General features: G+C 41.0%; 22 protein-coding genes and 1 pseudogene. 16 read left to right on the top strand and 7 right to left on the bottom strand.

Annotated elements, in window-relative coordinates; translation table 11 throughout:
- Window positions 1–13 precede the first annotated feature (13 nt).
- The 4 genes from ACU6U9_RS10540 to ACU6U9_RS10555 all read left to right on the top strand — a co-directional run bounded on the left by ACU6U9_RS10540 (window position 14) and on the right by ACU6U9_RS10555 (window position 6,291).
- On the top strand, window positions 14–3,703 hold the full coding sequence (locus ACU6U9_RS10540; RefSeq protein ID WP_446734973.1) for a PKD domain-containing protein: 3,690 nt from the start codon (window positions 14–16) through the stop codon (window positions 3,701–3,703).
- 75 nt (window positions 3,704–3,778) lie between these two features.
- Entirely contained in the window at window positions 3,779–4,747 is a 969-nt protein-coding gene (locus ACU6U9_RS10545; protein WP_446734974.1) for an RHS repeat domain-containing protein, read from the top strand.
- A gap of 50 nt (window positions 4,748–4,797) precedes the next feature.
- Window positions 4,798–5,196, top strand: a complete 399-nt coding sequence (locus tag ACU6U9_RS10550) for a hypothetical protein (RefSeq protein ID WP_446734975.1) — start codon at window positions 4,798–4,800, stop codon at window positions 5,194–5,196.
- Between the two features lie 177 nt (window positions 5,197–5,373).
- Window positions 5,374–6,291 carry a hypothetical protein gene (locus ACU6U9_RS10555; RefSeq protein ID WP_446734976.1) on the top strand — a complete coding sequence of 306 codons (918 nt, stop codon included), beginning with the start codon at window positions 5,374–5,376 and terminating at the stop codon, window positions 6,289–6,291.
- 183 nt (window positions 6,292–6,474) lie between these two features.
- Here the strand turns inward: ACU6U9_RS10555 and ACU6U9_RS10560 are convergent, their stop codons facing one another.
- The gene (locus ACU6U9_RS10560) at window positions 6,475–6,966 is read right to left on the bottom strand and encodes an NADAR family protein (protein WP_446734977.1); all 492 of its coding nucleotides are present in this window, start codon (window positions 6,964–6,966) and stop codon (window positions 6,475–6,477) included.
- A 253-nt stretch (window positions 6,967–7,219) separates the two neighbouring features.
- On the opposite strand from ACU6U9_RS10560, the gene ACU6U9_RS10565 reads away from it, so the two are divergent.
- The 4 genes from ACU6U9_RS10565 (at window position 7,220) to ACU6U9_RS10580 (ending at window position 9,508) form a co-directional block, all read left to right on the top strand.
- A complete protein-coding gene (locus ACU6U9_RS10565; RefSeq protein ID WP_446734978.1) occupies window positions 7,220–8,452 on the top strand; it encodes a hypothetical protein in 1,233 nt (410 codons plus the stop codon).
- An 85-nt stretch (window positions 8,453–8,537) separates the two neighbouring features.
- Entirely contained in the window at window positions 8,538–8,879 is a 342-nt protein-coding gene (locus ACU6U9_RS10570) for a hypothetical protein (protein WP_446734979.1), read from the top strand.
- Window positions 8,880–8,918: 39 nt separating this feature from the next.
- Window positions 8,919–9,182 carry a YkgJ family cysteine cluster protein gene (locus tag ACU6U9_RS10575; RefSeq protein ID WP_446734980.1) on the top strand — a complete coding sequence of 88 codons (264 nt, stop codon included), beginning with the start codon at window positions 8,919–8,921 and terminating at the stop codon, window positions 9,180–9,182.
- Between the two features lie 2 nt (window positions 9,183–9,184).
- Window positions 9,185–9,508, top strand: a complete 324-nt coding sequence (locus ACU6U9_RS10580; RefSeq protein WP_446734981.1) for an NGG1p interacting factor NIF3 — start codon at window positions 9,185–9,187, stop codon at window positions 9,506–9,508.
- On the opposite strand, the gene ACU6U9_RS10585 is transcribed toward ACU6U9_RS10580, so the two are convergent.
- Both ACU6U9_RS10585 and ACU6U9_RS10590 read right to left on the bottom strand, forming a co-directional pair.
- On the bottom strand, window positions 9,501–10,061 hold the full coding sequence (locus ACU6U9_RS10585; RefSeq protein WP_446734982.1) for an NUDIX hydrolase: 561 nt from the start codon (window positions 10,059–10,061) through the stop codon (window positions 9,501–9,503). The two genes, ACU6U9_RS10580 and ACU6U9_RS10585, sit on opposite strands and share 8 nt — an antisense overlap.
- 142 nt (window positions 10,062–10,203) lie before the next feature.
- Window positions 10,204–10,539, bottom strand: a complete 336-nt coding sequence (locus ACU6U9_RS10590) for a DUF3135 domain-containing protein (protein WP_446734983.1) — start codon at window positions 10,537–10,539, stop codon at window positions 10,204–10,206.
- 362 nt (window positions 10,540–10,901) lie between these two features.
- Here ACU6U9_RS10590 and ACU6U9_RS10595 point away from each other — a divergent pair, with 362 nt between their 5' ends.
- The 4 genes from ACU6U9_RS10595 (at window position 10,902) to purT (ending at window position 13,614) form a co-directional block, all read left to right on the top strand.
- Complete coding sequence (locus ACU6U9_RS10595) at window positions 10,902–11,492, top strand: CoA pyrophosphatase (protein WP_446734984.1); 591 nt, start codon at window positions 10,902–10,904, stop codon at window positions 11,490–11,492.
- Between the two features lie 50 nt (window positions 11,493–11,542).
- Window positions 11,543–12,085, top strand: a complete 543-nt coding sequence (locus ACU6U9_RS10600) for a gamma carbonic anhydrase family protein (protein WP_446734985.1) — start codon at window positions 11,543–11,545, stop codon at window positions 12,083–12,085.
- A 27-nt stretch (window positions 12,086–12,112) separates the two neighbouring features.
- Window positions 12,113–12,322 (top strand): DUF1289 domain-containing protein, encoded by a 210-nt coding sequence (locus ACU6U9_RS10605; protein WP_446734986.1) that lies wholly within the window; start codon window positions 12,113–12,115, stop codon window positions 12,320–12,322.
- Between the two features lie 101 nt (window positions 12,323–12,423).
- Window positions 12,424–13,614, top strand: a complete 1,191-nt coding sequence (gene purT / locus ACU6U9_RS10610; RefSeq protein WP_446735084.1) for a formate-dependent phosphoribosylglycinamide formyltransferase — start codon at window positions 12,424–12,426, stop codon at window positions 13,612–13,614.
- A 72-nt stretch (window positions 13,615–13,686) separates the two neighbouring features.
- Here purT and ACU6U9_RS10615 read toward each other — a convergent pair whose 3' ends face one another.
- The 3 genes from ACU6U9_RS10615 to ACU6U9_RS10625 all read right to left on the bottom strand — a co-directional run bounded on the left by ACU6U9_RS10615 (window position 13,687) and on the right by ACU6U9_RS10625 (window position 16,840).
- On the bottom strand, window positions 13,687–14,586 hold the full coding sequence (locus ACU6U9_RS10615; RefSeq protein WP_446734987.1) for an EamA family transporter: 900 nt from the start codon (window positions 14,584–14,586) through the stop codon (window positions 13,687–13,689).
- A gap of 112 nt (window positions 14,587–14,698) precedes the next feature.
- Window positions 14,699–15,961 carry an HlyC/CorC family transporter gene (locus tag ACU6U9_RS10620; RefSeq protein ID WP_446734988.1) on the bottom strand — a complete coding sequence of 421 codons (1,263 nt, stop codon included), beginning with the start codon at window positions 15,959–15,961 and terminating at the stop codon, window positions 14,699–14,701.
- Window positions 15,962–16,045: 84 nt separating this feature from the next.
- The gene (locus ACU6U9_RS10625; protein ID WP_446734989.1) at window positions 16,046–16,840 is read right to left on the bottom strand and encodes a cytochrome C assembly family protein; all 795 of its coding nucleotides are present in this window, start codon (window positions 16,838–16,840) and stop codon (window positions 16,046–16,048) included.
- 200 nt (window positions 16,841–17,040) lie between these two features.
- Between ACU6U9_RS10625 and ffh the strand changes: the two genes are divergently transcribed.
- The 4 genes and pseudogenes from ffh to ACU6U9_RS10645 all read left to right on the top strand — a co-directional run bounded on the left by ffh (window position 17,041) and on the right by ACU6U9_RS10645 (window position 21,671).
- Window positions 17,041–18,462, top strand: a complete 1,422-nt coding sequence (gene ffh / locus ACU6U9_RS10630) for a signal recognition particle protein (RefSeq protein ID WP_446734990.1) — start codon at window positions 17,041–17,043, stop codon at window positions 18,460–18,462.
- A gap of 178 nt (window positions 18,463–18,640) precedes the next feature.
- Window positions 18,641–20,021 (top strand): annotated as a pseudogene (gene dnaB, locus ACU6U9_RS10635) (replicative DNA helicase).
- A 68-nt stretch (window positions 20,022–20,089) separates the two neighbouring features.
- On the top strand, window positions 20,090–21,466 hold the full coding sequence (locus tag ACU6U9_RS10640; protein ID WP_446734991.1) for a hypothetical protein: 1,377 nt from the start codon (window positions 20,090–20,092) through the stop codon (window positions 21,464–21,466).
- On the top strand, window positions 21,456–21,671 hold the full coding sequence (locus ACU6U9_RS10645; RefSeq protein ID WP_446734992.1) for a hypothetical protein: 216 nt from the start codon (window positions 21,456–21,458) through the stop codon (window positions 21,669–21,671). Before ACU6U9_RS10640 ends, ACU6U9_RS10645 begins: the two co-directional genes overlap by 11 nt.
- A 92-nt stretch (window positions 21,672–21,763) precedes the next feature.
- Here the strand turns inward: ACU6U9_RS10645 and ACU6U9_RS10650 are convergent, their stop codons facing one another.
- Window positions 21,764–22,780: a methyltransferase gene (locus tag ACU6U9_RS10650; protein ID WP_446734993.1), complete on the bottom strand. Its 1,017-nt coding sequence runs from the start codon at window positions 22,778–22,780 to the stop codon at window positions 21,764–21,766.
- Between the last annotated feature and the right edge of the window lie 111 nt (window positions 22,781–22,891).

Consider the following 22,891-nt stretch of genomic DNA (forward strand, 5'->3'; position numbering starts at 1 on the left):
TAACGGAGACGCTTTGTTCAGTTGGAGCTCTGGTTCTAATAATTTAGGCGCTGGTGTACATTATTCTGCTGAAAAAAATGCATGGAAAACAAATAGTATCACTTATGATTTTTCAGCCTTTGAAAATTATGGGCAATCTATTTCATCTTCTAGTGTTACGGTGAATTCAACTTTAAATTTACTTGGTAATGAAGGTGGTTTTATTCTCTTTGATACCGTTGTTTATAACTCGTATTTTGATGATGGTGGCGCAGAGGTGCTGTTTGCCGCTCAAGTATCGAAAGATGGAACAGTTGGAAAAGCTCAAGCGATTGATATGGTCGATTCAAGCGCTTTAGGGTTTAGTCCAACAGATGTATATATTAGGGGATTAAAGGATCACGGTAATGGCAAATTCACCGCATTGTGGACCAATACCTCAAGTGATGGTGAGTTTTTTAGGATGAGGCAGTGGGATGGTGTCAGTAGTTGGCTTGATATTAAAACATTAGTTGAACCTGAATTTTTCGTTAATTCGACAAGAGCTTTTTCCAGTTCTTTCGATATTGATGTTAATGCGCACGGTAAAGTAGCTATTAGTCACCACGCTTTTAGTTGTGCTGGTGATAATAATTGTGGATTGACATTGTTTGAATATGAGCCAGCTACGGATGTAACTAATAAATTTGTTTTCAGTGACATTAGCTATGAATTTAAATCGGAAGTTACTCTTAGTGACTCAGGCCAAACCCATGTCTGGATATCTCCCAATAAAGAAGCAATTTCTTATCCTAATATATCTGATCATAATTTATTAAGTGTTTATACACCCTCTTTACTAGATAACTCGTTAGAAATGAAAGCTTGGTTAGAAGTAGGGCCGAAAAGAATTGGTTCTGTAAAAGAGCATAATGGTACATTTTTAATTAAAGCATCATGTGGTAATGGTTATTTAAAGGAAATAGCAGTCAATTCAAAATTTAATATTACAAACATTAATGATGATGGTTGTATTGAATATAATCGTTTGGTTAAAACAACTGAATCACCTGCCAATATGCAGACTTGGGATATTTACACTTATGCCGTAGCGAATAGCAGCTTATTACCAACGGCCAATATTGAAGTTGTTTCGCAAGGTTTTACGACGGGTTATGATTATGTTATTAATTTAAGCGCTGCAGGGTCGACTGATCCAAACGGCGGTAAACTCAGTTATAATTGGAGCAATGCGACGGCCAGTAATGGGTTGTCTGAAGCTATAAAAAATATTAGTTGGTGGGAATTTGGCAATGCGTATGTATTAGTCGAGTTGGTTGTTACAAATGAACAAGGACAAAAAGCCTACACGTCTAAATTCATAAAAACTGAAGACGCCAATCACTTTGCACAAGCTGTCGTGAATAACGGACAAGTATTAAAGCCGGGAGACGAAGTTCGTTTTGACGGAACAGGCAGTGTTAGTGATACTAATGTGTGGAATTTTTATAATGGTTTTGAACTACTCAAGGCAGAAAACATTATAACGGATACTCCGTTAGTCAAAGCATTCATTGCGCCCGCTGTTAATGCGGTTTCACCTATTCATGCAAATCTCACCGCTATTAAAGATGTTCAATCGGGTTATCAAGCAAATGCTTATAAGAGTGTTTTACATGTGCTTGTGCCGACAGACTATGAATTACCTGAGATCACACCTTTCAATGATTTAACAGTTAATGAATTTGAGTCAGTTAATCTTGTGGTTGAATATTCAATACCCACTACCAATGGTGCTAACCAAAGCCTAGTTAAATGGACACAGCTTAGTGGGCCGCAAGTAAGCCTAGTCGATGCCCAAAGTGCCAATATATCTTTTACTGCACCCATGGTTAGCCAAGATGAAGTGATTACGTTAGGTGTTCGTGTGACCGATGGAAAAGGTGTTTGGAGTGATGAAACCCTCACCGTTAATATTAATAAAGATTGGAGTAATACAAACCCTATTGCAAATGCAGGAAGTAACTTTAGCGTTAATGAGGGCGCAAATTTTACTCTTGATGCAAAAAAATCGTCTCAGCCAAATGGCTCTGGCTTAACGTATATATGGCAGCAATTAAGTGGCCCAAGTGTTCCCATTGCTGATGATACTAAGGCTCAACTAACGCTATCAGCACCAGAAGTGGATGGAAATCAAACCTTACAATTCCGCTTAACTGTGACGAATGAGTTCAACTTAAGCGCACAAGATACAATAAGCGTGCAGGTAATCGATTTAACAAATACACCACCAGTAGCTCATGCGGGTGATGATCAAACGGTTCAGATAGGTGATCGTGTTGTTTTGGATTTCAGTCAATCCTACGACCCAGATGGTGGTGGCTTGTCCATGAGTATTGGCGTCATACAAGGCAGTGGCTTTAACCTTGAACAAAGCCCAGCTGGTGCAATCGAATTTACCGCACCTACCGTTTCTATTGATACAGAAATCATCATACGCCTCACTGTGACAGACTCAGGTGGTGCCGTTACTACGGACGATGTATCAATATTTGTCAAAGCAGCCAGTGCCTTTCCAATGCCGACCGCACATGCTGGTGCGGATCAAACTGTAATTGAAGGCGCTACCGTAAACTTAGATGGCAGCGCATCTAGTGTGGAAGATGGTACGAGTATTACTTTATATGCTTGGTCGTTGGTATCTGGCCCGAACATTACTGTAAGTAATGCTAATACAATAAATGCCAGTTTTGTTGCGCCTGATGTATCTAATAACACTCAAGTAACATTGAAGTTAAAAGTAGAAGCGAGTAATGGCGAGTCTTCTGAAGATTTTATTACTGTAACGATACAAGATACGGCCAATACTTTTCCTATTGCTAATGCCGGCAATGATCAAACTACGCAAGAAGGTAATGTGGTTAACTTAACTGCAAGCGCTTCAAGCGCAGCAGAAGGGACGAGCATCACATCTTATTCTTGGTCAGTGTTATCTGGGCCGAGTGTCAGCTTACTTAATGCAAGCTCAGTTAATGCCAGTTTCACCGCGCCAGAGGTGTCAACCGATACACAAATCACCTTGAAATTAACGGTTACGGCGAGTAATGGCGAAAGTGCTGAAGATCTCGTATTGATTACGGTTGAAAATACTTCATCGGGTAATGTTCCTCCCGTGGCCAATGCGGGTGTTGATCAAACGGTAGATGAGGGTGCGACGGTAATCATTGATGGCCGCGGTTCTAATGATCCTGATGGTCTATCTTTGAATATGTCTTGGTCAATTCTTAGTGGCGGCTCTCTGCCTTTAGCAAACGGGCCAGAACCAGGTACACTACAATTTATTGCACCAAATGTTTCAAGCGACAAAACGTATACTTTGCGTTTAACCGTAACCGATGGCGAAGGTGCCACTCATTCTGATGATATTAGCATCACTGTCGTCAATACCGATGGGGGGAGTAATCAAGCTCCAGTGGCGATACTGGGTGATGATCGCATTATTCATTCAGGTGACACGATCATAATTGATTCTCGAAACTCAACCGACGCCGATGGCTATGTTGCGCAGATTGGATGGGGTTACTCTTCACCAGTCGCTCTGAGTTTAAGTCAACCTGAATTCGGGGTATTGCAATTTGTTGCACCAACAGTGACCAGTACAACGACCATTATTTTTTCTTTAAAAGTCACAGATAACGAAGGGGCTGAAGACAGTACTCAGGTCACCTTAACGTTAATGCCTTGAACATAGGGTCTGTGATAAATCGCCGCATTTAATATTGATTGCGGCCTCTGAATAAAGAAAAGGAAGATCATCAAAATGTTTATTAGTAAAATTGTAAAGAAATTAAATTGGAAGAAAAAACAAGAGCAGAGCTGTTCAGGTATTAAAATTACCTTTCTATCGCTAATGTTATTAGCAGTGAATGCACTGGCTGCTGGCACGCCAACTTATATTCATAGCGATCATCTTGGTTCGCCTGTTATGGCAACCAATGCAGATGGCAGTATTAAGTGGCAGAAGCGTTATCAACCTTTTGGTAGCGTTATGCAAGAAGAAGACATCGATAACTCGGTGGGCTTCACGGGTCATGTGCAGGACAAGACGCTTGATCTGAATTACATGCAAGCCCGTTGGTACAATCCTGAACTAGGTCGCTTCTTAAGTATCGACCCTGTGGGCTATGAAGATGGTAATACCCATTCATTTAACCGATATTCCTATGCTAATAATAACCCGTATAAATATGTAGACCCAGACGGTCAGATTGCAAAATTAGTTAAATTAGCATGGAATATTGGTAAAAAAGCCTATAAAAATGGTGGCGATTTCAAAAAAGCAGGCAAAGATGAATGGCAAGATATTGTAGAAAACGCGGCTGAATTACTGGACGGTGACTTTACTTCAGATGATGTTTTTGCTGCGGTTGATCTTTTAACCGGCTTTGGTAAAGAATTAAAAAGCGTTACAAGAAAATCAGAATCCGCACGAGATGCTCTAGCAAATTCAAAAAAACGTAAGCATGCTACTTATGCTGGTGGGCATAAAGATGGAAAAATTGTTAGTGGTTGTTCGAGTAACCCTTCAGGATGTGCGGAAGATGATATTGCTCGCCAATTAGGTTCTGACGCAAAAATGACAGGTGCTAAAGGTTTTAGACGGAACAAGACAACGGGTGAACTAGAATATAAAGACATACCTGTTTGTACTAATTGCCAGTCAAAATATAGTAAGAGTCAATTTCCTTCAGATGTTAAGTATGATTCAGGTGGTACTTGGAATAATTAATTCCAAGTAGATGCATAAAGCGGTGTGTATTTTTGAAAAAATGAATGGTTATGTCAAATTTAAAGAAAGAAATTAACAGTGTAGACTGGTCAAGTTTTGATGGGCCTTCTTCATATGACGCAAAAGTAATGCCTTATGTACTTAATGCGCTTATGGAACTTGATAGTGCTGAGCGAGCTGAGGATGTGGGTCATCAACTTATTTATGCTATTGGTAATGATCATGCAGGAACTTATTATCCAGTAGTGCTTAAAGCCTTCGATTATATTATTGCGATAGGAAATGATACGAAAAATAAAGCATGTAAAACGTGTGCTTTGGCTATATTGAATGATATGTATTATTTTGAACCTGATATGAGTGGCTATGATAGCTGCACTGCTGATGAACTTAAGATATTTGTTAAAAATAAATTGAAGCCATATTCCGATGAGTCTATTAAATTTTAAGTTGTTAGTTATAGCTTTAAATAAAATCATTGGATTTAATTTCTTCTTAATTTATATAAAGTTGGATTGAAAATTAAAATTTCATGATTATTTTGGTGAGAGCTAAAATAAGAGATATATTTTATCCCTATATAGGGATAAAAGCTTCAATGAGTATGACTCAGGATGGTTAATACAATGATTAACATTCCTTCAAATCTTGAGTTGGTAGATAACCCTTATAACAATTACCACTCTAGTAGACGTAAAGGTATTATGGTTTCTGGGGAGTGGAGCCAAGAAATAACGACATTCATTTTAGATAATAATATAAAAGCAGTGTATTTGAATTATACAAAAGGATGGGTCTCTAATGACTATGCATTTCTTGCTGATCTAAAAACGATCGAAGAATTACATATTATAGCAACAGATTATAAAAATTTTAATGCAGTTGAAAAGATGGAGTCCTTACATCATCTTGTATTGGGCTATTGTCCGAAAGAAAAGGTCGACTTTACCAAGTTAGATAACTTAGTTGAATTTTCAGCGCCATGGTGGAAAGGTGCTGAAAGCATATTGCAATGTACAGTATTAACAGGCCTTTCCCTTGATAAATTGAAGCTTAAAAATTATGAGTCATTAGGCACGTTGATAAATCTTAGGTCATTTGGTGTTGTTGATGGTGGCATAAATAATTTAAACTGGCTTGAACACCTTCAAGAATTAGAGTGGTTAGAGATTTGTAGTTGGCGAGGCCTTAGTGACTTTTCGCCTATTAGTCAATGTAGTCAGTTAAAGCGTCTTGGTATTGAAAGTTGCTCTGCTCTTAATGATATTTCATTCTTAAGGCAGTTGGAAAAAATTAAAATTTTAGATCTTACGGGCAATAAAGGGCTTTTAAGTATCTCCCCTGTAAATTTCTTGAAGAAACTGAAGGCATTTTCTTTTTCAGGAACCACAAATATTGAGGATGGTGATTTAACTGTATTAGAGACGCTTCCTGAACTATCAATGTTAATGTTTCAAGCTCGAAAACATTATTCCCATAAGCTGATAAAAAATTGGAATTGGGATAATTACAATACGCCTGATAAGTTGTTGATGTTGAAATAGAGTAATTCTAATAATATTCGGTATGAAAACCATGACGGGTCTATCCTCATGGTTTTTATAAAGTGGGGGGTATCTATTTTTAGATGTATTGAAGACGGCTGTATTAAAATATTTTAAATGACTATATTGTATGAACCATAACTAAAAAACATATGGCTCTATTCTTAGGCTTCTCTTATGATATTAAGTTTGACCATATTGTTTTTTTGATTCATCTTTAATTTTTTTTCGAACATTCATCATTACCTTGCCATACGTATTATCTGCTCTGCGATCTCTTCCACAGCCCCAAAAATAATCATAGGCACTGTTTTCAACCAAGGTTTTATCACCCGTTGCCAACAAGCGTTCGGCAACTTCTGGATAGGTTTTGCATTTTGTATAAATTGCACGGGTCATAAGAACTTGGCGTAATTTCTTCCAGCCTTTTTTCTTTTGAAAAAACCGCCATTTTGTAAATGCTACGACTGATTTTGCGTTGTGTTGTGAACGAATTTGATCTTTTAAAGACTCATTATCAAATAACATGGCTTGATAGTAATGTTCAGCTGTGGGCCATTCTTTTTCATCAAGAATAAATGGGTGTAGCGATGCGCTGCCCAGTAATTCGTGCTCGTCATGTCTTGAGAAAAAAATATCGTTGACGTTTTCTTCTTCAAATAATCCAGCGGTCATGTTGTTATCCGGTTATTCGTGATGAATGCTCAAGACCACATATTTGCCCATGGTATTGATTTTATACTGTTATGGTATGGCGGCTCGTGTCGTAATGCAAATACAAAGCTTGAAAGGTAATGGCCAGTGTTTGAGTCAATGCTGCTATTATTAGGGACAATGATATTCATCACACCTTATATGCGTAACATGTGATGCTGTTTTTGATGTAGTGTTTTGTTCGGCTAAGAATCGGTAATTGAGTGATATGAGCATGGATATACTAGAAAACTGTAATACGCTAGAAGACGCTAAGCCTGGTTTGTCAGGGTTTGCTCGTGAATTACGTATTGTGTATGACGAAGCGAGTCAGTTTTGTGCATTCGATGATGTGACTGCTATAGCAGATACCTCCTCATTTTTTCAAAATCTAGTGGATCTGATTCACTCTGGTTTTAGCAATTTAGCCATCAATTATGAACTACTATTAACCGGTGAAATTGGGGCTATTTTTGTCGTGGCGTTGATTCCACTATTGCTGGGTATTTTTTTAGAAATTACCTTATTAGTTAGCCATAATCGCAAAGAGTTTAAACAAGAAAAACGCCAGCAAGCTAAACTCAAGCGAACTCATGGTTCTATGCTCGCAAAAGCGGTGGCGGACGAAAGCAAAAAAACAGGTTGGTTTTATCGTTCTTTTACGTATGTCGCGTTCAGTGCTCAATTTGTTTTGGTCATGTTGTTTTTTGTTACCGCACCAGAATATGACCGTGATGTCTGGTGTGACGAACATAAAACACAATATTCGATTTTAAAGTCCGGTTTAGAAACCGAGCGATTACAGCATAGCCAGCGTCGTGCAAACTGTGAAATTCGTCAAGCGGTTGTGGCCATTAACCAATCGGTAGATACCCTTGGTGATTTATTTTCAAAAGAAAATAATACAACCTTAATAAGGCTTAAAAAAGTCAGCAGTTCAGTGAATGACTCGATTGCAAAGTTAGATAGCACTAAGCAAACTATTGATGGTTTTCAAGAAGAGTTACAAAGTGCAAACAGTAATACAAAAAATGTACTCGAAACGTTAAACATCATGCAAGACATTGCGAAGCAATTAGGTTTGAGCCCTGTGCTTAATACCCGTCAGCAGCGACTATTAGAGCAAGGCCCGATTCAAGAGCCCATGTCAGCCAAAACGCTGCCTGTTATGTTGCAAGATATCGAAACTCAATTGGCACAGCGCCCCGAAAAGTCCTGGTATGAAGCACAATTTATGACGAAACAGCAGTGGCAAAATTGGGTTCAAGAGCAGCAACGCAAAAACAACCAATTGGAGCAGCTCTTAAAGCAGCAGGCGGGTGCCATTGATGTCATTAGGCAGCAGCAAGTGACACTAACATCCGAGCCAATGATTCAAGCGATCGCTGATAAAGTGGTGCAGAGTTTAACCAAACAGCCTTTATTTCCTTTAATGATGGCCCCGCCAGTGAACGGTAACAATCCGTAACCTCTAGCAACTCTTTATTCGACTAGAATAAAAAAAGGCACACCAGAGGTGTGCCAAGAGTGGGGCAATAACAAAAGGAAAGACCATGAAAAGTCTAGTAATTATATTGACGCTACTTATTTCGATAAGTTCCTTTGGTCGAGGTTTAGATTACAGTTTATTTCAATACCCGGTTGAAGACGCCAAAGAAAGCGCTAAAGGTGCCTATCCAACCTTTGTGGGTTATATCTTTGGTGATAATAAAGAGCGCCGCGTGCCGGGTATTAAAGATGAGCACCTTGAGCTCATTAAGCAGAAATACCGCATTAAGGTCATGAACGAATTTAGATTGTATGAGCAATCTGAGATGGGCATAGACGAGAAGATTTTACTGGAGCGCTACTGCACCCGTTATAATCGTCAATTGGTGCATTCTCTTGGTTTATGACATGCTACGAACCTGACTCTATAGGGTTTAAAAAACGTCATGTTATGTAATCTCGGTTGCGGTGCTTGTTGCATTGCGCCTTCTATCTCCAGCGCCATTCCAGGTATGCCAAACGGCAAACCAGAAGGAGAACGCTGTATTCAATTAAGTGACGACAACCTTTGCAAAATTTTTGGCCAGCCTGAGCGCCCTGAGGTCTGTGATCAATTTAGCGCAGAAATTGACATTTGTGGTCATTCAGCAAAAGAAGCCATGGATAACTTAATCGAGTTGGTCAATATGACCCAAATTAACGTGAAATAATCATGTACCGTATTAATGTTTATGTACCCCCTAGTCACGCAGAAAAATTGAAACTGGCTATGTTCAATGCCGGTGCCGGTCGTATTGGTTTATATGAGCACTGTTGTTGGCAAACAACGGGTAATGGGCAGTTTAAGCCGTTAACTGGCAGTGATGCGTTTATTGGCGAGGTGGATAAATTAGAAGTACTTGAAGAATTAAAAATTGAAATGGTGTGTGATACACAATGTATAAAACCGGTGCTAGCGGCAATGGTTGAGGCTCACCCCTATGAAGAGCCTGCCTATGATATTTATCAGGCTCTTACAATTAATGACCTCAGTTAGGCTGGGTTTTTAACCTGTCTTGATATTGAATATCCAATACGCGGGTTTCTAGTTTCCCCGCTTGTACATCATCTAAATAAAATTGCAGCGTCTTCTTCACCGTAGGGAAGGCAATTTCATCCCAAGGAATCTTATCCACATCAAACAGCTTCACCGCTAAGCTTTCACTGGTACTCACGGCATGCTCGGCATTTTCCATGTTAGCTAAAAAGAAGATATGGACCTGTGAAATATGGGGAACGCTGATGGACGAAAGCAGTTGTCCACAGGCGATGTCGATACCGGCCTCTTCTTGTGTTTCGCGCGCAGCACCTTGTTCTAGAGTTTCACCTTGCTCCATGAACCCAGCAGGTAATGTCCAGTATCCCTTACGAGGCTCGATGGCACGTTTGCACAGCAAAATCTGATTTTGATACACAGGTAATGTACCCGCGATAATTCGAGGGTTTACATAATGAATGGTGCCGCATTGATCACAAACGGCTCGCTCACGGTTGTCGCCTTCTGGCACTTGATACGTAACTGGGTGGGCGCATTCACTGCAATACTTCATTGATTCATCCAAAACCGTTTTAGGCGGTCAGTATAACGGTCAAATCAGAGTGAAGGCAAAGCATGTGCGTTTTACGGAGTGCTTTGCATAAAAAATAAGGGGTGACGACAGCAGCATGATGAATGCTGCTGATGGTACGGGCTTACATTGCCTCAGACGGGAAGTTAAGAATTTTGGCCGGTTCTGTTGTTGTTTCGGCTACTGGTTGGTCACCAGTATGACCATCAATATAGGATTTTAGCTGCTGAAGAGACTCATGCATCATCCGGCTAATCTCTAGGCAAGCTTGCATCGGGTTTTTGCTCACCAAACGCTGACCATCAATTTGGAACTGTAAGCCATGTAGGCGCTGACGATAACCTTCTGGTGCCGCATTAATAACATCACGAACCATCTCAGTGCGCAGTCTTTCTAGTGCTTCAGGATCGTTTTTGGCCATGTCTAACATGCGCTCAAAACTCGGTAGTGGCTTTTGCATATACTGCATCTCAAATAGATTGTAACAATGCGTACAGTTTACCAATCAACGACGCCCGCCATAAGCTTGTCACGCATGGCGCTTCGTGCTTAGGGGTTAACTCCCAAGCGGACTAATAAGATGCCAATACTGGAAAATTTCTAAAAATAGTCTTTAATATCAGTATGTTAACTTTATTCTTAACTTGGCTTATTTTGCGTTTCATTGATTAATGGCATAGATAGGGCAACTGGTTAGGAATAAATCTTATAAGTTAATATTCTTAAATTGTGATGCAGCACCCTTTTGCTTACAGTGTTACATTAGTTAACTGCATCCTAAGTAAAAAATGGTTAAAATACACGCAGTTAAAGAGGTGGCAAATGGGATTAGATGCGTTAATTAATAAAGTAAAAGCCCACCAGCCTAGAGTCTTAAGCAACAGTGAGTTAGCCCAAGCAGGTGTGTTGATCGCGATTACCGATGAGCCAGAACCTCGCGTTATATTGACCCTTCGATCCAGTCAGATGCCAACGCATAAAGGTGAAGTTGCGTTCCCTGGTGGTAAGCGGGAAGACAGTGATGCTGATATCATCGAAACGGCATTACGTGAGGCCCACGAAGAAATTAATTTAGACCCCAACCATGTTGAGGTAATTGGTACTTTGGATCAGGTTGTTTCTCGTTTTGGTTTTTTGGTGACACCAGTGTTAGCGATTGTGCCCAGAGATGTTGCCTTAAGCAGTGACTCACATGAAATAGATGCGTTATTTCATGTGCCATTAGCCTTCTTTTTAGATGGCGAGCCAGATCAAATAGATCAATTTGGTAGTTTCAGGGGGCCGCGCTGGTATTTTGAAGACTACACCATTTGGGGGTTAACCGCGGTGATGCTAGCGGAAATGTTTAATCAGTTTTTTGATACTGAATTTGAGCTGTTACTGGGTTCACTTGATGGATTAATGGAAAAATAGCACAACCTTAAACAGTGTGTTTAAACCAATAAAAATAAAAAGGTACTTTAATGATGTATTCATTATCAGATCAAGATATCGAACTAGAAGGCGAAGGGCACTTTATTGCCGATAGCGCGCAACTGATTGGAAACGTAATTTTACACAGCAATGTATCCGTTTGGTTTAATGTGGTGATTCGTGCTGATAACGACTTAATCAGCATTGGTGAAAATAGCAATGTACAAGACGGCGCTATTTTACATACCGACCCAGGTTTTAAGTTAAATGTTGGTAAAGGCGTTACCATTGGTCATAAAGCCATGCTACACGGTTGTGAGGTTGGCGATTACACCTTAGTTGGAATTAACGCGGTTGTGTTAAATGGCGCTAAAATAGGCAAACATTGTTTAATCGGTGCTAACACGTTAATACCGGAAGGCATGGTGATTCCTGATGGCTCAATGGTTGTTGGCAGCCCTGGCAAAATTAAAAAAGAACTTACCGACAACCAAAAGAAACAACTTGAATTTAGTGCCGCTCACTATGTACATAATTCCAAGCGTTACCAGCAAGATTTAAAACCGAGCAAGCACATTAAGCCGGTTGAATAGTAAATAGTTAAAGTATGTTGAGGCAGTATGAGTAAGATTGAAAAAAATGTATTAGGTATGGTTAAGTCGCCTTGTGTCGCGATTTGTGCGCTAGATGAAAATGACATGTGCATTGGTTGTTATCGTACCGGTGATGAAATTACCAACTGGGGCACAATGGATAACACTGAAAAAGCAAAAGTGCTTGAAAATGTCAGCGAGCGAGAAAAGGCATCAGGTAATCTCATAACATTTTAATCGCGAAACAAACCAGCTAAGGCTGGTTTTTTTATGCCTGAACAAAATAGCCACTTTTGTTACACTTCGACTAATAGATTAAGGAAAACGTTATGACTGTGATGTTAGGTACACCGCTAAGCAAAAATGCTAAAAAAGTATTACTGTGCGGCGCTGGTGAATTAGGCAAAGAATTAGCAATTGAACTACAGCGCCTAGGTGTCGAGGTGATTGCAGTTGATCGTTATGACAATGCACCAGCAATGCAAGTGGCTCATCGTTCGCACGTTGTGAGTATGCTGGATGGCGACGCGTTACGCGCCATTATTGAAAAAGAAAAACCAGATTTAATCGTGCCAGAAATTGAAGCCATCGCCACCGATACATTGGCCGAACTCGAAAACGAAGGCTTTACAGTTATACCCACAGCCAAAGCCACACAATTAACCATGAACCGAGAAGGTATTCGTCGGCTAGCCGCAGAAGAGCTGGGCATTAAAACCAGTCGTTATGAGTTTGCGCAGAGTAAAGACGAATATTTACAAGCCATAAAAAATATTGGTTTACCGTGTGTGATTAAACCCATTATGAGTTCATCAGGTAAGGGTCAGTCATTATTACGTGATGAAAGCGAAATCGATGCTGCTTGGGATTATGCGCAAGAAGGTGGCCGTGCCGGTAAAGGTAAAGTTATCGTAGAAGGGTTTGTGGATTTTGATTTTGAAATCACTCTGCTCACTATTCGACATAGAAACACAGCAGGGCAGATGACAACCTCGTTTTGTGCGCCTATTGGTCATCGTCAAGACGGTGGGGATTACCAAGAGTCGTGGCAGCCACAAACCATGACGGAACAAGCTTTAAGCGCCTCACAAAAGATGGCTGAAAAAGTAACCAGTGCACTGGGTGGGAAAGGGTTATTTGGTGTAGAGCTATTTATTAAAGGCGATGACGTTATTTTTAGTGAAGTATCGCCAAGGCCACACGACACAGGCTTAGTGACATTAGTGTCACAAGACTTATCTGAATTCGCACTGCATGCCCGTGCTATTTTAGATTTGCCGATTTTACACATTAAGCAAAATGGCCCAAGTGCCTCCAGTGTGATTTTAGTGACGGGCGAAAGTCAAAATGTCAGTTTTGGTAATTTACAACGTGCGCTATCGGTTGCGAACACACAGCTGCGTTTGTTTGGAAAACCAGAGGTCAGTGGTACGCGCCGAATGGGGGTTGCATTAGCAACAGGTGATAGTATTGAGCAAGCTAAAGCATTGGCAATAGAGTGCTCAGGCAAAGTCAGTATTACGCTTTAAGCGTTAGGTTATCAATATTTTTAAATAAATGTAATAAAACCCCGTGTTCATAATAATGAACACGGGGCTTTATTATGCGCGCGACAAGCCAATGGCCATGATGCCCAATATCACAATTGCCCCACCAATAAGCTGCATGGTATTTAAAAATTGCCCTAAAAAAAGATACCCTAAAAATAAAGACGCCACAGGCTCAAAATTTAAGATCGGTGAATTACGCGCCATGTCTAATCTTGGGGTTAATACAAATAAAGTCGTGACGGCAATACCGTACAACACGGCTAACGCCCCTAAGCCGAGCCAACCAATTGGGTTTTCAGGTAAGTCTAAGCCACCGGGTATCACGCCAAGCAAACCTGCTACTAACATACAGGCCACCACAACCATCATGATATAAGCACTGCGTACTGAACCTGCAATATTGGCTAATTGATATTGAGTTACCCACATAGTGGTCGCTAAAAAAACAGCAGAAGCAATGCCAAAGACGACACCTAATAACCAGTCACGACTGATAGGCGCACTAAGATCGATATCCAATACAAAAATCAAACCAACTAAAATAATCACTAATAACGCGAACATCTTTGCATTAGGTTGCGTTTTGCCGCTTATCCAATTGGCGATAATAAACATCATAGGCCATGTATTAACGAGTAATAACGCCATGGCCACGGGTATTAATGTGATGGCCGTGTATAACAACAAACTTTGTGCCGCAATTAAGAAACCTAGCAGCAGTTGCCATTTGATTAAGTGCGCAGGAATAACCATGGATGCATGACGAATCTTAACAATGCTGAGCATAAAGATTAAAGATAATAAACTCCGAGCAAGCACCGCTAATAAAAGGCCGGCTCCGTCGTCAAATGCGAAACGTGCGCCAATATGATTGCCTGCAAATAAGGTGGCGCTCATAACAAGCAGTGCAATGGAAAAAGGTCGAGGAAAGAACAATGATTGTAACGGCATACGCCTCTACACTCTTTAAATTAAGTTGAATTACCTTTTTAATTAGGTAATAAAAAATAAACCCGCAAAATTGCGGGTCATATTAACGTTGATTGTATATGTTAGATATTCGTTAAACTTTGCAAATTTTAGCCGACTTAATCGTATTGGCACGAACCTTTAAAATTTCAATGCGATAATCGTCTATCTTTAAACAAACGTTACTATCAGGGATCGATTCTAAGCTTTCAATAATTAAGCCGCTAAAGGTTTTAGGGCCATTAATCGGCAGATCAAAATCTAATGCTTTATTTAGGTCGCGGATTGTCGTGGTGCCGTCAATGATATAACTATCATCGCCTTGCGGCGTAATATCTTGACTGGTGGCGGAGGCATCGCTCGTGAAGTCGCCAACAATCTCTTCAAGAATATCTTCTAAAGTCGCGATACCTTGCACGTTACCATACTCATCAACCACGATGGCAATACGGCGCTGTTCAGTTTGAAAGTTGAATAATTGGTTATGTAACTGGGCCGTTTCAGGAATGAAATACGGTTCGCGTGTTACTTGAAGAAGTTCAGCCTTGTTAAATTCGTTTTGCGCTAAAATCTTAGCGGCATTACGCATGTGCAGTACACCAATAATATTGTTAATGTTGCCTTTCCAAACAGGTAGACGAGTATGCTGGCTGGTGCGCATGATGGTTTCAATATCACGCACATCATCATCTAAATCGATACCAATAATCTCGTTACGCGGCACCATGATATCGTTCACGCGCACCGTTTCTAAATCTAAAATAGACAGCAGCATTTGTTGGCGACGACGGGGAATTAACGCCCCCGCTTCGTGAACCAGAGTTCGAAACTCCTCTGTGCTAAGCAAGTCTTTGCTGTCTTGGTCGAGCTTGAGGCCAGTAATTTTAATCAATAAATTGGCAATACCATTAACCACATACACGAAAGGCATCAGTAAAATAAGCAAAGGCTGTAATAAATAGCTTGCAGGGAATGCGATTTTTTCAGGGTGGTTTGCAGCGATGGTTTTAGGGGTCACTTCTGAAAAAATCAGAATAACCAGAGTCAACAATATCGTGGCAATTGAGACACCCAGTTCAGGGTTATCGACCCAAATACGCTGAGCAATAATAGTAGCAATAGACGCCGCTGCAATATTTACAAAGTTATTACCGATGAGAATCACACCAATCAGGCGGTCTGTACGGTTAAGGAGCTTAGACGCGCGCTTTGCACCGCCGTGACCTTGTTTCGCTAAGTGCCGCATGCGGTAGCGATTTAAGGACATCATGCTGGTTTCAGAGCTAGAGAAGAAAGCAGAAAAAATAACAAGGAAAAATAAAGCTGCAAACAGCAGGCTTAATGGTATGTCGCTCACGAAGCGGTCCTAGTGACAAAAGTTGGCGCTAGTGTATCAGAAATCACCCGTAACCAAAGCGTTAAAGACCGCTCGCTGAGGTCCTTAGCGTTTTAGTATAATTTCCAGCACCAGCTTGCTGCCAAAGTATGCTAATACCAGCAAAGCGGTGCCCACTAGGGTCCATTTACTGGCTACATTGCCACGCCAGCCAAGGCGCCAATGGCCGATTAATAAGGCCCCGTATACGGCCCAAGCCATCAGGGTGAATGCGGTTTTGTGGACAAGGTGTTGGGCAAACAGGTCATCTAGGAAGATAAAGCCAGATGCAATCGCCAAGCTTAATAGCAGTGTGCCAATCCCGATCATATCGAATAACAGGCGATCCATGGTTTGCAGGGGGGGTAATACACGCATGATACCGGTCATGTGTTTATGTTTGAGCTGATAATCTTGCACCATTAATAACACGGCTTGGAAAGCCGCAATACTTAATACGCTGTACGCCATAATGGATAATATGATGTGGCTCATTAAGCCTGTGTCGTATTTTTTGGCGACTTCGTTGTCACTACCAAATATAAGGTTGCAACCTAAAATAATCACCGCCATGGGGAAAACCCCTAAAAATAGGCTTTCTAGCGGCTTACGCAATGCGCTGATGAGAATTAAACCGCTGATGACCAATGAGATTAACGACCCCACTTGGAAGAAGCGTAGATCCATTGTTTCGTTAAATAATGGGGTAAACCAAGCAAGACCATGAAACACAACGGCTAAGGAGCCTAGTCTGAGTACCCGCGCGCGCGATTGAGCTGTGGGTTGGCGAATAGCAGCGTATTGAGTGAAACTGCTGGCCAAATAAAGAGCAATGGCAATAAGTGCGAACAGCGTAACCATATGAATGGCGATCCCTAAATGCATGGGTTGTTATTATGGTGGCCGTCACTAATTCTAAAAGCCGAAGCACAGAAGAGTGAGTTATGCGGCGCTTACCTATATAATGCCGGACAATTGTGCACATAGATGCGCCAGATGTATAGAGTTGCCTAGGTTTTCTAAGCCTAAATTGTCTGGCCCAATGAATAGAGACACGAAACATGTTTGAGAATCTACAAGATCGTTTAAATGGTGCATTGCGCTCCATTAGTGGCAAAGCCAAAATCACTGAAGACAACATCAAAGGCACCTTGCGTGAAGTACGCATGGCACTGCTTGAAGCCGATGTTGCTTTACCGGTTGTGAAAGAATTCACTAACCAAGTGAAAGAGCGCGCCATAGGCAGCGAAGTATTAAAAAGCTTAAGCCCAGGCCAAGCGTTGCTTAAAATCGTGCATGAAGAATTACAGCATGTAATGGGTGATGCCAACGAAGGTTTAGACCTTGCGGCAAAACCGCCTGCTATTATCTTAATGGCGGGTTTACAAGGTGCGGGTAAGACCACCACCGTCGCTAAGCTTGCTAAATATCTGCAAGAGCGTGAAAAGAAAAAAGTTATGGTGGTATCAGCTGACGTCTATCGTCCTGCGGCCATTAAACAGCTAGAAACACTGGCAGAAGAGGTTGGCGCCAAGTTCTTCCCTTCTGATATCTCACAAAAGCCGATCGATATCGCGAAAGCGGCCATCGAAGAAGCCAAGACCCAGTTTTCAGATGTCTTAATCGTCGATACCGCGGGCCGCTTGGCCATTGACGAAGCGATGATGGCTGAGATTCAACAGCTGCATAAAGCGATTGACCCAGTTGAGACCTTGTTTGTCGTTGATGCGATGACAGGTCAAGATGCGGCGAATACAGCAAAAGCCTTTAACGAAGCCTTGCCACTAACCGGCGTTGTTTTGACCAAGGCTGATGGTGATGCCCGTGGTGGTGCGGCGCTATCTGTGCGACACATTACCGGTAAGCCCATTAAATTTATGGGTATGGGTGAAAAAATTGAGGCGCTAGAGCCTTTCCACCCTGACCGTATCGCGTCTCGTATTTTAGATATGGGGGATGTGCTTTCGCTTATTGAAGAAGCTGAGCGCAAAATAGACAAAGAAAAAGCCGACAAGCTGGCAAAGAAAATCAAAAAAGGCAAAGGCTTTGATTTAGAAGACTTCCGTGATCAGCTGCTGCAAATGAAAAGCATGGGCGGGTTAATGGGCATGATGGATAAGCTGCCAGGCATGGGTAACATGGGTCAAGCAGCTGGTCAGATGGACGTTGCAGAGAAACAATTATCGCAAACCGAGGCGGTGATTAACTCTATGACACCACTAGAGCGCCACTTCCCTGATAAAATTAACGGCTCACGCAAAAAACGTATTGCGGCAGGCTCAGGTACGGATATTCAAACCATCAATCGCGTACTTAAGCAGCATAAGCAAATGCAAAAAGTCATGAAAAAAATGACGGGCAAAGGCGGTATGCGCAAAATGATGGGCGCTATGAAAGGCATGGGCGGTGCAGGCGGCCCTGGTGGAATGCCTGGCGGCGGTATGCCACCGGGTATGGGTGGCGGTGGCTTCCCATTTAAGTAGTTTGCTATTTAAGTAACAATGGCCGCTTCGAAAAACCCCGACGTCAAATCTCGGGTTTTTTTAATGCCTGTTATTTAACAAAAAGTATTCCTTACTAACAGTGGCCATTGAGCTTAAACGGTAAAAAGGGCAAACTAAGCGGCTAATTATTCTTCATAAATCGGTTGTTTTTTATCCAATGGATCAGCAAGTCGAAAACATAAAAATGCCGCCTAATTCTGCGGATGCTGAGCAATCGGTCATTGGCGGCTTGATGCTGGATAACCGAGCATTTGAGGTGGTATCTGAGCGTTTGCAAACCGATGACTTTTATCGCCATAGCCATCGTCTTATTTATCAAGTTATTTGCACTCTTGCTGAAAAAGAAAAGCCATTTGATGTTTTAACATTAAGTGATGAACTGGATGGCTTAGAAGAACTCGATAATATTGGCGGCCTAGATTACCTATCTGACTTAGTCGAGCGCACCCCGTCAGCGGCGAACATCTCCGCTTACGCGGATATCGTAAAAGAGAAAGCATTGTTACGCCGTCTTGCAGAAGCGGCCACCGATATCGCCAGCAGCGCCTACAGCAATAAAGGGCAGGACCCATTAAGTTTAATCAGTGATGCAGAAAAACGCATCGCTGAAGTAGCAGAAGGGGGTGGTAAAAAAGATTCCGGTCCTGAGCACGTTAACCCGATCATGTCTCGTACGCTTGAAAAGATCGAAGAGCTTTTCAACATGGAAGACGGCCTTACGGGTTTAACCACTGGTTTTACTGATTTAGATAAACGCACCAACGGTTTTCAAACCGCTGACTTGGTCATCGTGGCAGGTCGTCCTTCGATGGGTAAAACCACGTTTGCGATGAACTTGTGTGAGAATGCATTATTAGAGTCAGGCCGCCCGGTACTGGTATTCAGTATGGAGATGCCTAAAGAATCCATCTTAATGCGGATGTATTCATCAGTTGGCCGTATACCGTCGAATAAATTACGCAGTGGTAAATTGGATGAAGAAGATTGGCCAAAGCTGACCTCCGCATTCAATATGCTAAAAGACAAACCACTTTACATTGATGATACCGCTGCGTTAACGCCACAAGAAATGCGTGCACGCTGTCGCCGTGTTTACCGCGAAAATAATAATGACCTTGCGTTAGTGATGGTCGATTATCTTCAGTTAATGACAGTAGCCGGTAAGAGCGAAGGTCGTACACAAGAGATCTCTGAGATTTCGCGATCGTTAAAAGCCATCGCCAAAGAATTTGAATGCCCCGTAGTTGCATTGTCCCAGTTAAACCGCTCGTTAGAGCAACGCCCTAATAAACGCCCAGTGATGTCAGATCTGCGTGAATCGGGCGCCATTGAGCAGGATGCGGATATCATCGCGTTTATTTATCGTGATGAAGTTTACAACGAAGACTCACCTGATAAAGGCATTGGTGAAATCATCATTGGTAAACACCGTAACGGTGAAATTGGAACAGACCGGTTTAGCCTTTATTGGTAAATACACCCGCTTTGAAAACTTAGCCCCTGGTTTTTATGAAGGGCGAGAGTTTGATGATGAATAATTCATAATAATTAAAGCGTTTTAAAAAATATAAACTTATAAAAATAATAAAATTTAAAGGACTATTCCATGTTACTGCGTTCGCTTTTCTTTCTGCTGGTCTCTGCGCCGGTGTTTTCGGCTGGTATCACCATTGACGTTGATTTGCAGATGACGATTGATGCTATTAAATATATCGACCCTAAAGAAGTCGAATCAGATACACCTGTGGATGAACCAATAGTCGATAATAAATACGCACAATTGATTATTAATGAGTTATGCCCTGAGCCAGTAGAAGACGCTGTGATAACGTCAGGAGGAGATGCAAATGAATTATCATCTTTTTTAAGTTCAGCAGGTTTTTCGTTAATTGTGGATAAATCGAATTTCGAAGGTTCTAATATAGATAGTTTTGTATTCCATGAAGATACTACTTGGACTGTTTATGATGATATTAATCGGAAACTTGTTCGCAATTGGGATGAAGGTTGTGTACACGCCCCGCGTAAAATTGATTTGGATACTAATGTCCAAAATATTAAATATGTTTATTTTTATAAAGAATTAGAACTAGCTGATTTAGAAACCACTAGTGGTGATGGTGGTGTGATTAACTTTGGTGCAGAGGATAACTTAGATTGGATGTATACAGCACTTGAAAAAGGAAAGTTGGAATCAGTTTTTCGAGCTGGTGACGGTTTATATGGAAAAATATCCGGAGGTACTAACACTGGGATCTGGCAAATGAAATCGCCGCAAAGTTTAAAAATGACAACCAGCTTAACTTCAGAAGACAGTGTTATTCAGACACAAACAGGTTTGATGGCGGTTTCAAAGGGCCCTAACTTAAATGTAAAGTGGCTGGAGAAGAAAACAAAAAACACATATAAATTTAGAGCAAGCTCAGTTAACAATTATCATGTTTATCCTTTTAGTAAGGGAACAATGTTAGTGGCGGATAAATTAGGTGATTGGAAGTTTGAGTGGGTTAAGTATGGTGAAAAAGAAAAAATAGTTATTTTTCCTGCTGAAACCCAGACACTGTCTTCTTGCCATGCTTATAATGATCTCTTATTTTGCTTGGATCGTAGGGATACCGGTGAGGTTTATATTTGGCGGTTTTCCCCTCCTCTTTTCGGTTTGCCTAGGTTTATATTAGATTCAAAAATAGAGGCTGGGTTACTGACGGAAAATATGAGGGTAAATGATTTATTGGCGTCTAAAACTCATAGGATGTTATTTGTAAAAAATGGTAATGAACAAGATTTAATATCCGTCAGTACATCTAAAGCTGAAATTATAGTACTTCCTGCTGACCAAAAATTTAATAGAATGACTAAAATAGAAAATGCATATATTTCATTGGATATAAATCAAAGCGAAATTACGATCTCAAAAATAAAAGCGAAAGATACTTCGGTGGCTTTGCCATTTTTGGATCTCTCAGGCAGATGTGTTAAATAAGCTTGAAAAGAAAGAAGAAGAAAAAAAAGAAGCTGAATTGAAAGAAGCTGAGTTAAAAAAAGCGAAAGAAAAACTAGAAGAACGCGAAGAAACCCCAGATGATTCTAAAGAGCCAAGAGAACGTGCAGAGCTAAGCGGTGCTATATCACTTTATTATTTGCTTGCGATGATGCTATTGCTAATTACAGGTCGACGTAAAGTATAAGCATAAAAAACGGACATTACTTATACACGATTAGTTACAAGTACTGTCCGTTTTAATTTTTCTAAGAGGAAGTTGAAGGCCTATTAGAAGTTTTAAGTTTTGCTCCGCATAATTCCTTCACATTGAATTACCTTAAAACCATTCTCTTTTGCGACTGTGGTTACACCTTTAAAATTTTCACGCAAAATCACTTCGTAATTTAAAAACTCATTAGCCACTATAAGCAGTTTGCCGCTTAATTTTAAATGCTCTTTTGCATAGGCTAAAAAGTTCTCAGTGACGTTGTAGTCGGTTTTAATGCCTTGATGAAATGGCGGGTTACTCACGATCCAGTTGTAGCGACCTTCAATTTGGCTAAAGCCATCGCTGGCAAAGGCTTCGGTAAACTCAATTTTATTGGCTTCAATATTAGCTTGTGCACTTTTGACAGCTAAAAAATCATCGTCAATCATTTCGAGTTCTTCGTATTCACGGCTCTGGCTAATGTAGCTAGCGATGGTGCCGGTACCACAACCAAAATCTAAAATTCGGCCTTTTATTTTACGTGGTAAGTATTTTAATAATACTTGCGTGCCTTTATCTAATTTCTCTTGGCTGAATACACCAGGTAATGATTGCAATGATAAGCCATGTTCATTTTCATGGCTGATAAAATAATCATCTAGCTTGAATGTTGTTTTACGCTGTGGGCCTTGTGCGCACACAATGGCACTGTGTTTACCGATGGCCATTTTATCAATGCTATTAAAATCGTCTTTGAGGTTTTTACCTAGGCTCTTAATACCGCCTTTGTTTTCACCCACAAACCAGATTTCACCTTCAGCTGTCAGTGCGCTCATGGCGTAATCTAAAACATATTGCAGACGTGCTTTTGCTTTGGGTAAGTAAATGACAACGTTTGAATATTCTTGAGTGAGAGGTGCACAAACATCGGTACTGGTATAGCCAGCGCTTTGATATTGCTGCTGTACGGCGTAACTGAAGCTGGCCACATGCCAAGTTGATTCATCTAGCTCTTGGGCTAAATCATCACGAGGTGGATTAATCAGCAGTGCGTTTTTTGGTAAATCTTGTTGCAGCAGTAGCTGACTTGGCAGGGTTAGGCTCATTGGGCGTCACTTTAAATTTGATTAGGCTATTGTAGTGAAAATGGCTTGTTTCAGCCAGTAAAGGTGTCATTAAGTCAGGCAAGGGCCATGTTATGGGCTTGAAGCAAGAAA

This window comes from Pseudomonas sp. HK3 (assembly GCF_052920985.1).